Genomic DNA, 10,518 nt, shown 5'->3' with positions numbered 1-10,518 from the left:
ACGGCGGAGGGAGTTGCCGAGGGTGTAGCCGAAGCCCGGCTCCAGCGGCTCGATCACGAACCGGGAACGGAACTCGTCGACGACCTCTTCGGTCAGGGACGGACGCTGAGCGATCAGCACGGGGTGTTGCCTCCAGTGGTTCGGCGCCCGCTATGTGACGCCGTAGACCACGAAGGGTACGGGCGACAGAGGCGATACGGCCTCCGCAGGGGCCGGACCGCCCGACTCCAACCCAGTGGGAGGCGTGCTCCTGGAGCCGATGATGACCGTCGAGGTCACCACCCCCGAGGACTATCTGGGCGACGTCACCGCCGACTTCACCTCCCGCCGCGGCCAGCTCCAGACTATGGAGGACCGGGGCGGCGCCAAGTTCGTCAAGGCCCTGGTTCCCCTGACAGAACTGTCCGGCTACGTGGGCGACCTGCGCAGCAAGACGTCGGGGCGCGCCAACTACGCGATGCAGTTCGACTCCTACGACGAGGTCCCGCAGAGCACCGCGCAGCAGATCACCGAGAACGCGCGCCGCCAGTAGCCCCGCACCGCACGGCGCAACGTCAGCACGGCCCGCTTTCGACGGTGGCCCGACACGGTCCGGTCATGCTGATACAAATCGTGATGACACCGTCTTCGCGACGTTCCAGATGTTCCCGGCCAGGTCCGGCGGCCGGCAAGCGACCGGGTCCGCGCACCGCGGAAGGGTGGTTCTCGGACGCCTTCGCCGTTCGGCCCGCTTCATGTGACGCCGGGCCGAACGGCGCCCTGCTCTGCGGGCCGCCTACGCGACTCCGCGGGGCCCATCAGAGCACTCAGAGGCCAAGCAAAACGCCCAAGCACACTTCCTAGGTTGAGGTTGAGGTTGAGGTTGAGGTTGAGGTGGAGTGGCTGCGGCGGCGTCATGTGGGACCAGCGAGACGCCTTGAAGCGGCCCCGATCTGTGAAGATCCGTGTTCCCGAGCACGGCCTGGAATCGCCGTACTTGGTTCTCCGTGTCAGCCACGAGTGGGGCCGATGTTGAGGACTGCCACTGGGAATCGTGCGTCGACTGCATTGATCGGGTCGGCGTAGGCGCTCTCGACGATGCCCGCGGATCAAACTGGCGACCTCGCGCCATCGTGAGTCGTGTATTCGTCGGTTGCCGAGGACGGATGATCACCGTGAGTGGTTGCTGGGCTTCGGCCGCTGGATCTGGATCGGCGGCGCAAGGCCGGCGGCGCGCGGGCCAGGCGGTGAACGACACGGGCGGGTGAACCTTCCGTGTTCCCGTCATGCCCCTGTGCGCCCATTCGCGATCATGAGCGGTGCTGTGCTCGCGCCCGGCAAGGCACATCCCTGTGCTGGTCCCATGCCCCTTCCGGGCTGTCGTCCACCCGCTTACCGTGGAGGTCTCCCGTGGCCGTCAACCGCTCCGTCGGAATCGATCTGGGTACATCCCGCTGCGTCGTCTGTGTACTCGAAGACAGCAAACCGGTCGTGGTGGCCAATGGCCAGGGGCTTGCGGCCACGCCGTCGGTGGTCGCCTTCGCCGAGGGCGGTGCCACGCTGGTCGGCCAGGCCGGCGAGCAGTACGCCGCGGATCACCCGGATCGCGTCGCCGTCTCCGCCCTCCGCCATCTGGGAGAAGCCGCGCGGCATTGGAAGTTCCCGCAGGAGGGGGACATCGGCGGCCGCACCTACACGGTCCAGGAGATCACTGCCCGTCTGCTGGCCGAGCTCAAGCGGAACGCCGAGGCACACCTGGGCGAGGAAGTCACCGGCGCCGTCGTGGCGATCCCGGCCTCCTTCGGCCAGGCCCAGCGCCAGGCAGTCGTGGAGGCGTGTCAGATCGCCGGGCTGAACCTGCTGCGGATGGTCCCGGCGACGCTCGCCCCAGCGCTCGCCACCTTGAGCGACCGCACCGGCGACGAGACCGTCGCGGTGCTCGACGTCGGCGCCGGCGCCTGCCAGGTCTCCGTGCTGGAGGTGGGCGAGGGGCTCGTGGAGGTCAAGGCCACCCGCGGCGACACCGGCCTGGGCGGGGACGACTTCGACACCGCAGTCCTCCAGCACCTTGCCGAAGGGTTCAAGAAGGCGAACGGCGTCGACCTGACCTCCGACGCGGCGGCGTACCGGCGCCTGCGCGACGCCGCCCGCCGGGCCAGGACCGAGCTGTCCACGGCCACGCAGACGTCCATCAGTCTGCCGGGCATCTCCGGCACCCTGGACCTGAAGGACACCCTGACCCGCTCCCAGCTCCAGACGCTGACCGAGCCCCTGGTCTCGAAGTGCTCCGCCCTGCTCCGTGACGCCATGACGGGGGCCGGCTCGACGGTCGGGCAGGTCCTACTGCTCGGCGGGGTCACCGCGATGCCCGCGCTGCAGGAAATGGTCCGCGAGGTCACCGGCAAGAACCCCGAGCGCGTCACCGCCGACGAGAGGGTGGCCGCGGGCGCGGCGGTCCAGGCCGGGGTGCTCACCGGCGAGGTCAAGGACATTCTGGTCCTCGACACCACCGTGCACTCGCTGGCGTGGGAGACCCTGGGCGGTGTCGCCACCAAGCTCATCCCCCGCGACACCACGATCCCCACCCGGACGAGCGAGGCCGTTTCCACGGCCGCCGACAACCAGAGCTCGGTGGAGGTCCACCTTCTCCAGGGCGAGCGCCCGATGGCGCGGGACAACCAGTCGATCACCAGGGTCCATCTGACGGATATTGCTCCGGCCCCGCGTGGAGTGCCCCAGATCGAGGTCACCTTCGACATCGACGCCAACGGAATGGTCCGGGCGTCCACCAAGGACCGCGCCACCGGCAAACCTCAGCCCATGACCATCTCCAACGACGCACTGTCCAAGGCCGACCTCGACCGTATGACCGCCCAAGCCCGGTAGGGGTGTATCACTGCCGCCAGGTTCCTCCATCTCAGCGGCGAGTCGGGCGGTGGTGTCGTCGCGGTCGCTCGCGTGCGGGCGACCGCGGGGCGGGGGCCTGGAGTACGAGGTGGCGGACTGCCGACGCGAGTCCGCGCCTCAGGGCATCCTCGCCCGCCCTGCCGCAGGCTTGCCCGCCCTTCCCCTGGTGCCCCTACGCGGAGCGCCAGGCTCTGGTGGACGTACTCGCCGACGCCAGTCCCCCGACCGCCACAGTATGAAGGGGCTTCTCCCCGGTCTCGATCTTGCTGAGGCAGCCCTCGATGTTCTCCCTCGATCTACCAGTTCAGCGAGCAGGCAAGCCGATGGCCACGGGAGGGATTACCGTCCCAGCCGTGGCTGACACGTAGCACCACGTGCGACGATTCCAGGCCGCGCTCGCCAACACAGATCTTCACAGATCGGGGCCACTTCAAGGCGCCTCGCTGGTCCCAAATGACGGTCCTGGCGCGCATTCCCTGAAGCCGGCCTGTGTAGGCCGCCAGGACAGCCGCCAGCCAAGTGCTCCCGAACTTCGCACACCTGAGGGCCATGGCCTTGGCGAACCCGGCATGCCCCTCACAGACCGTCCGCGCTGAGGCACCATGCGAGTGGCGCCCAGCCGCGGTCGGAGAGGCCCCGATGGCGGTCAAGGGAACGGGAGGAGCGGGAAGCCGGTGCGCTCGGCTTCCCACCGCGTGCCGGTCGGCGTTTCAGCAGGAGATGTTGCCGTCGCCGACGTCGGTGCCGAGGAGGCCGACGAACTGCTTGTACAGGTTGATCCGGTCGTTGAGTTCGTGCGGGTTCTTGCCGTCGCACTCCAGGGCGCCGTTGAGGCTGCGGATGGTCTCGCCGAAGCCCTTGTTGTTGACGATGGCGTCGTGCGGAGTCGTCGTTCCGTCGCCGGTCTGGGTGTTCCAGGACCAGAGTCCGGCCTTCCAAGCGGTGACCGGGTCCCTCTCCACCTGCCCGGGGTTGCGCAGCAGGTCGATGTGGAGGGCGTCGCCGGCGGCCTTGTAGTTGTAGTTCCAGCTCAGTTGCAGCGGTCCGCGCCCGTAGTACGCGGCCACTCCGGCCGGGCAGCCGTACGGCTGCGACCGGTCGCAGTAGTGCGGGTAGTTGCTGGTGTTCTGCTCGACGACGTACCTGAGCCCCGCCGTCTCATGGCTGACGTTGGCAAGGAAGGCCGCCGCCTCGCGCTTGCGGGTGGCCTCGTCGCCGCTGTTGGCGAACTCCGGGTAGGCGCTCAGGGCGTCGGTCAGACCGCGGTAGGTATAGAAGGGGCTCCGGTTCGGAAACATCTTGTCGAACTGGGCTTCACTGACCACGAAGGAAGCAGCGTGGGCCGGCGTCGTCTGACCGGCCATGGACAGGGCGCCGCTCAGAACAGCGGTTGAGGCCAGCAGGGACAGGGTGCGGAAGAGCTTCATCGTTCCTCGGTTCGGCAGTCGGCTGGTAGGTGCGCAGCACCGAGGCCATCTTGATCAACAAACCCCGGAGAAAGTTGCAGATAAACTCAGAAATCATCCATTAGGGTTCATCGGTCAACTCGGTCAACTCGGTTGGCGCGGTTCAGCCCAGAAGAGACCGCGACCAGACTCCTGCCGAGTGCCTCACGGGAGCCGTGCCAGAACCGTCATTTGGGACCGACGAGGCGCTACGCGCGGCAGCCGGGGGAACTCCTTTTCCGCGTCGGGCAGCGGCACCGCGGTCGGTGGTCGACGACGGTCGTGGGCCGCATACCGCCTCCAGCCCCAGAGGGCGGCGGCCCGTAGGCATCTTCGTGATCTGCCCCTCAGGGCCGGACCGTGCTGCGTGAACTGGCCGCGGCCGGGCATGGTGCGGTGATGTCGGTCAGGCGACCGCCGTCATCACGGTTGCGGCGATCGGCGTCCGTGCCGGTCGCCGTGTCGGCCACTGCACTGGCGCCCCCGACCGGTAGGACCGCGGCGCCAGTGCAGGACCGGAGGCCGGCTAGAGGTATTCGAGGAGCCAGCTGACCGGGTTGTTGTCCGCCACGTCGGCACCGCTCTTCTTCACACGCCCGACGGCGACCTTCTGGATGCCCTTGGGAAGCTTCTCGGCGAGGCGCCCGCTGGCCTGGTTGACATCCCAGTCCTTGGCCGGAAGCCATTTCGTGCCGTCGTGCATGGTCACCTTCAGGCGCACGTCGACCCAACTGGAGCCGAAGCTGAGGAAGGCGTCGTTCCACACGCCGGTCTGGTTCGGCTGGGGAATGGCGAGCAGGAGAGCGTACCTGTAGTGGATCAGTCCGTCGTTCTCGTTGTACGCGAACCCTTCGGGGATCTCACCAAGCTGGAAGTTGGCCATCTGCACTCCTTCGCGTGTGGGGAGCACTGCTCTTCGCATAGCGGCGCTCCTCGGGCTGAAGCCATCTCAGGTTAGGAGTGCTTCGTGCTATTCAGGCTGGTCAGCCTGCCAAACCGCCCGAGCGGGGGGCACCGGAAGCGCCCGCCAATCAGGTTCCTGCGCCCCGGAGCGGCATCACACTTCTCAGCCCCCCGAGAGTCCTTTACTGGTGAAGAGGCAGTGTTCTGAACCGGGGCTATTCCGTGGCTTCGCAGGCGGAATGGCCAGACATCACCTCCGAGAGCCGTGGCCCTGGAGGTGGCGACCGCAGGTTCCTGGCCGGCTGCCAGGGCCCGTCGACTTGAGGAGGCAGAGGGAGCTGAGGTTGTCGTTCCACCCGCTGGGCATCGTGCTGAACTTGCCGCGGGAAGGCCCGGTACCGTTGGGGACGATGAACCCCCTTCGTACTGCGCGTCTTTGAACAGCTTGACCTTCCAGCTGTCACGGGCGTCGATGTAGAGCGAGGACGCGCGGTCGTTGGCGTCGCAGGTGCTCAGACGTTCGACATCGCCGGTGGCGACCCAGATTCTGGCGTTCTTTCCGGCGTTGAAGTCCGTGTCCTGGTACAGGCACACGGACTGCTCCGGGCAGGCGTCAAGGCCCTGCCCGGTCATCTCCCGTACCGGGGAGTCCGCGGTGGATGCCGAGCCGACCACCGGTACGGCGGCGGTCGGCGTCATGGTCAACGCGAGAGTAATTTTCTTGATCACGCCTGGTGAGAAATCTCCGCACTGGCCTCAGTGTTTGCCCTGAGCAGCCACCCCGCGAGACACGACGGCGTGTAGCCGCAGCGGGCACCATCGCCCCTGGACAGTGCATTCGGCCGGGGTGAAAGAGTGCCCCCGGCTCCTTGGGCGCTGAAATCAGCAGCTTTCGGAGTGGAGAGTGTGACGACCCACCAGACCGTGTGCGTTTCCGCGTGCTCTCGGCCGCATCAGGGCAGGTCACGCGGGGTTTTGCGAGTATCGGCGCCAGGAATCTCATGGTGCCGCGCAGTTTCGGCATTTGTTGGTGAGTGAGGCCACCACACGCTCAAGCTCACGCCCCGGACCTGCGGAAGTCTGTCAACGGACGAGGTTATCCACAGGGTGTGTAGTGGCGTGTGGGCTGAAACGGGCAATGGTCAAAAGACCGTGTGCGTTTTGGCATGCACGCAAAAGCTCCCGACCTGTATTTCTGCAGGTCAGGAGCTTTTTCCGGAGTGCCCCCGGCAGGATTCGAACCTGCGCACACGGCTCCGGAGGCCAGGTGGGGCCAAGGGGCCACCACTGCCCTGACCTGCGGCGGAGGGCGTGGCCGGTCGAGGGCCGAGCAAGATCATTACGCCCCTATTATGTAGGCAGCCTGTCGGCCGCTGGGTCCGGCCCGTATGGTCGAGGCATGATCTCGGGCAGCAGCGGGGGACCGGCCGGCGGCGGCACGGAGTTCACGGCGGAGGGCTTGGAGCCCGTACTCCAAGAGGCCTGCGCGACGGCCGGACTCGACTCCCACGGCGCTGAGCTGCTGCGCCTCGGTTCGAACGCGGTCTACCGCCTCACCTCGTTACCCGTCATAGTCCGCATCGCGCGTGATCCATCGGTCCGCGCGGAGATGGAGCGGGCTGTGGGCGTGGCGATGTGGCTAAAAACACAGGACTTCCCGGCCATGCGTGTGCCGGCCCCGACGGCCCAACCACTTGTCATCGCCGGCCGAGTGGTCACCTTCTGGGAGAGTGTCCAGGAACGCGAGGAGTACGCCACGGTCGCCGAGTTGGCCGACTTGCTCCGCCGTCTGCACTGGTTCGAAGAACCCGAATCCCTCGGTCTGCCGTACTTCGATCCTCTGGCCAAGGTGGCGGAGTCCCTCGAAGGGCTGAACGCCATCTCGGATGAAGACCGGACGTTCCTCGATGAGCGAGCGGCAAGGCTTGCAAAGGAGTACGACCGGCTGGACTTCGTTCTCCCCTTCGGCATGATCCACGGCGACGCCAGCATCGGGAACATCCTCCGCCACCGGGACGGGCACGCCGTGCTCATCGACCTGGACGGCTTCGCTCTCGCGCCGCGTGAGTGGGATCTGGTCCAGACGGCGATGTTCTACGACCGGTACCGCTGGCACACCAAGGCGGAGTACGCGGAGTTCGTGCACCGGTACGGCTTCGACCTGATGAACTGGCCAGGCTACGAGACCCTCGCGGACCTGCGTGAACTGATGATGGTCGCCTGGCTCGGCCACCAGGTCACGACCAGCGACTCAGCCGCTGCGGAATTCGCTCGTAGGGTGCGATCCCTTCGCACGGGTGAGGGGCGAGACGAATGGGGCCCGTTCTGAAGGCGCGGCGACCTGCGCTCAGACAGCGACATGATCGCCTGAGGCGATCCACAGCCGGTGCTCCCTGACCTGCTCGGTAAACGTCTGCACGTCCGCGCTGCTGCTGGCCGCTGCGAGGTTCTGCCGGAACTCGGCGAGGTAGCTGACGCATCGCGCCGACTTGAGCTGCTCGCCCAGGTCAAGCGCGTCGAGTGCAACGCGACAAGCCTCCTCGACGTCGCCGGCGCGGAGGTGGGCGTCGGCGAGCACCATGGTTGCGAAGAAGTCGCTCCGTACGTGGCTGCCGCTCATGGCGTTCTCTGCATGGGCGACGGCCTGCCGGGCACTGTTGACGTCACGGAAGCAGTGGGCGGCCTCGGCGGCTAGTTCGGCCTCGTCGAAATAGCTGATCCACTCGGGCTCGTCGTCGTTGTTCCGGCTCTCCAGTGCCTTCGTAGCCGCGCTCAAGGCGGCCTCACAACCCCGAACGTCACCGGTCCGGGCAAGCGCGCGTGCCTCCATGGCGTGGAACTGGGCGCGAAGCGTTGGCGTGGCTACGGGAGAGATGCCCATGAGGGCAGCACGGGCGAGCGTCGCGCCCTGCGTGTATCGACCGAGGAACGTCGCCTGATGGCTCATGGCGGACAGGATGCTTCCGGCTAGCCGGCGGTCATTGGCGTCCTGGGCCAACCGGAGAGCTTGGAGGAAGTACCTCTGTGCCAAGCCGTGCCGACAAGCGTCGTAGGACATCCAACCGGCCAGGAGCGTAGCTTCCGCGACGGTCGAGAACAGGGCCCGGCCGACCTGCTTGGTGTATTGGCCGCGCAGCAGCGGCGTCACTTCGGTACTGAGGTACTGGATGGCCGAGTGCCGCGCGTGATCGCCGCCGAATCGGTCGTCTAAGTCGGCGAACATGTCGGCGGTGGTCTTGATAGCGGCGACGTCGCCGAGACCGATGCGCATTCCGCTCTGCCGTTGCCGGGAACGGCAGGCTCGGGCGCCACCAGCCACCGGAGCGAAGCCTCGCTCCAGGCCGGTTCGGAGGGCTCGGCCTGGAGCAAGGGCTCATACCGGTTGAGATCTGCCCGCCACAACTGACCGACGGCTTCGATGGCGCCCTCGGGGCTCGCCGGATAGCTGGCGTCCAAGAGCCCCGTGTCCCGCTCGCCTTCGTGGTTCAGGCCGAGTTCGGCGGCGCTGAGGTCGTACGCCTCGCACAGCAACGGACCGTAGAAGTCGTCCGGTGTGCTGTGCCCGTTCTCCCAAGTGGCGATACGGCGCTTCACGCTCGCATCCGACGGGAGCTGGTGGCCACGGCGCGTTGCGGCCTGGCGGAGCTCGCGCACCAACCGCGGCTGACTCCAGCCACGACCCACACGGGCTTGCCGTAAGCGAACGTTGGTCGGTTCCATCGACGACGTGACCGTTCCCTTTCGACTGGCTCACGGGTGCGGTTTTTGGGACGCGTGACTCCTTGCCCCTACAACCGAATGTACGCGCTGCTCATCGCTGAGCGCTGCCAGTAATCGGAGATCGTGAACGGTTGCAACATGACGGGGGATGACGCGTGCACGCGCGACGCGTCATCCCCCGTCACCTCTCGTCATCTGCCCCGGCCAGGGTGGTGACCCTGAGTCTGGACACAGGGCGGCATCGCGGCCGCAACTGAGTCTGACCCGAGGTGAGATGACGTGCAGAGGATGACCAGGAGAGGCATGGAATGGCTCTCCGCGGCGGCTGACGATCCGGTGGGATGCCGCGCTACCTGGAGCGACGACCCCCGCGCACCGTACATGCTGCCGACCGGCCGCTACTTCGACGTGGTGACGGTGGACCAGCGCGTCGGCATCGAGACCTTCGACCAACTGCTCCGCCGGGGGCTGCCGTTCGGCCCCACCGTCCTCGATCACAAGGCACAGCGAGTCGGCTTCTTCCTGGGCTCGCAGAGCCAGGAGACCTTCCTCCACTACCTAGCACAGGAAGAGGGCACTGCACCGGCTTACCGCTACCTGAGCCGTGGCTCCGCGGTCGTCGTCCCTGGCCCCATTCCCCTGCGCGGTGACCGTTACGAGTGGCTACGCGCCCCGGCCCGGCGACCGATGGCCAACCCGCTCCGTCCTGTAGCCCTGGCGACCATGCTCGTCGCCTCCGCCGAGTTGCTTGCGCGGGTGGACCGGTACGGCGAGCGCTACCGGGCCGCGGACACCTTCGGCTTCTCCGCGATTGAGGGGGCTCCGATCGATGCGCCGGGATGACGCCACCGACAGGCACGACGCTGCCACCTGGTCACCGCTGGACAGCGACGGTTGGTACGCCGCGCGCAACGCCACCTCCGCTCTGAGGGACGCTTTGATCCGGGCGGGCCTGGAGAAGGATTTCCCGTATCTGCGAGCGGAGTTGAATGCCTTCGGGCACGGTCTGGTCGAACTCGGGCGCGTGTCGCCGGCCACCGCGGAGCGACTGGCCGAACTGCTGCGGCTGGCGCTGGCTTCCGGCGTGCAGCGTCTCGGGGAGAGCGGCGACGAAACGACCGAATCTCGTGAAGCAAGGGACTGAACCATGACCGACCGATGGGGAGTCGTCGCAAAGCGTGCGGAGGACCTGATGCCGGGTGTCCCCTACGTCCGCGGCTGGGCACGGGCTCGACGCAGCGCAGAAGCCTTGGCCGCACAGCTGACCGCTCTGGGCTGGGAGTCGGACTTTCCCGGCCTTGCGGCTGACGTGAATTTCTCCGGCGACGGCCTGGTACGCCTTGGGACGATCCGGCCGGAGGCGGCCGTGATGCTGGCCGAACTGATCGTCTTAGAGCTTGTAACACGATCTTGTTGAGGTGTCCTGGTCGGGCGTGACCGATGTGACGATTCAGCCGTTCGGGACGGTGGGTTGCGTCCAGGGAAGTGGTGTACGGGTTCGACCTGATCCGGGGGTTTGCTCCGGCGTTGGGATGAGGCCCGCATAGATGAACGGCCACCGGCT

General features: G+C 67.1%; 8 protein-coding genes and 3 pseudogenes. 6 read left to right on the top strand and 5 right to left on the bottom strand.

What is annotated here, in order from left to right:
- A pseudogene (locus tag ACFWPQ_RS51500) lies at positions 1–120 on the bottom strand (DNA-directed RNA polymerase subunit alpha); the annotation flags it as partial.
- A 124-nt stretch (positions 121–244) separates the two neighbouring features.
- Between ACFWPQ_RS51500 and fusA the strand changes: the two are divergent.
- A pseudogene (gene fusA, locus ACFWPQ_RS51495) lies at positions 245–532 on the top strand (elongation factor G); the annotation flags it as partial.
- Between the two features lie 857 nt (positions 533–1,389).
- Complete coding sequence (locus ACFWPQ_RS51490; RefSeq protein WP_384052064.1) at positions 1,390–2,865, top strand: Hsp70 family protein; 1,476 nt, start codon at positions 1,390–1,392, stop codon at positions 2,863–2,865.
- 731 nt (positions 2,866–3,596) lie between these two features.
- Here ACFWPQ_RS51490 and ACFWPQ_RS51485 read toward each other — a convergent pair.
- The 3 genes from ACFWPQ_RS51485 to ACFWPQ_RS51475 form a co-directional block, all read right to left on the bottom strand.
- Positions 3,597–4,313, bottom strand: a complete 717-nt coding sequence (locus ACFWPQ_RS51485; protein WP_384052062.1) for a chitinase — start codon at positions 4,311–4,313, stop codon at positions 3,597–3,599.
- Between the two features lie 544 nt (positions 4,314–4,857).
- The gene (locus tag ACFWPQ_RS51480) at positions 4,858–5,214 is read right to left on the bottom strand and encodes a hypothetical protein (RefSeq protein WP_384052060.1); all 357 of its coding nucleotides are present in this window, start codon (positions 5,212–5,214) and stop codon (positions 4,858–4,860) included.
- A 71-nt stretch (positions 5,215–5,285) separates the two neighbouring features.
- The gene (locus ACFWPQ_RS51475; protein WP_384052066.1) at positions 5,286–5,867 is read right to left on the bottom strand and encodes a peptidase inhibitor family I36 protein; all 582 of its coding nucleotides are present in this window, start codon (positions 5,865–5,867) and stop codon (positions 5,286–5,288) included.
- Positions 5,868–6,633: 766 nt separating this feature from the next.
- On the opposite strand from ACFWPQ_RS51475, the gene ACFWPQ_RS51470 reads away from it, so the two are divergent.
- A complete protein-coding gene (locus ACFWPQ_RS51470; protein ID WP_384052058.1) occupies positions 6,634–7,563 on the top strand; it encodes a phosphotransferase enzyme family protein in 930 nt (309 codons plus the stop codon).
- Positions 7,564–7,581: 18 nt separating this feature from the next.
- On the opposite strand, the pseudogene ACFWPQ_RS51465 reads toward ACFWPQ_RS51470, so the two are convergent.
- Positions 7,582–8,828 (bottom strand): annotated as a pseudogene (locus ACFWPQ_RS51465) (hypothetical protein).
- Between the two features lie 405 nt (positions 8,829–9,233).
- On the opposite strand from ACFWPQ_RS51465, the gene ACFWPQ_RS51460 reads away from it, so the two are divergent.
- The 3 genes from ACFWPQ_RS51460 to ACFWPQ_RS51450 are packed head-to-tail and all read left to right on the top strand — an operon-like array spanning position 9,234 to position 10,371.
- Positions 9,234–9,797: a bifunctional DNA primase/polymerase gene (locus ACFWPQ_RS51460; protein ID WP_384052056.1), complete on the top strand. Its 564-nt coding sequence runs from the start codon at positions 9,234–9,236 to the stop codon at positions 9,795–9,797.
- Entirely contained in the window at positions 9,784–10,098 is a 315-nt protein-coding gene (locus ACFWPQ_RS51455; protein WP_384052054.1) for a hypothetical protein, read from the top strand. The genes ACFWPQ_RS51460 and ACFWPQ_RS51455 overlap by 14 nt, the downstream gene beginning before the upstream one ends.
- A gap of 3 nt (positions 10,099–10,101) precedes the next feature.
- Positions 10,102–10,371, top strand: coding sequence for a hypothetical protein (locus tag ACFWPQ_RS51450; protein WP_384052052.1), 270 nt, complete (start codon positions 10,102–10,104; stop codon positions 10,369–10,371).
- The last annotated feature ends 147 nt before the right edge of the window (positions 10,372–10,518 follow it).

This window comes from Streptomyces sp. NPDC058464, assembly GCF_042721035.1.
Classification (GTDB): domain Bacteria; phylum Actinomycetota; class Actinomycetes; order Streptomycetales; family Streptomycetaceae; genus Streptomyces.
Note: the sequence above shows the minus strand (reverse complement) of the source record. Positions and strands in the feature narration are given on the sequence as shown.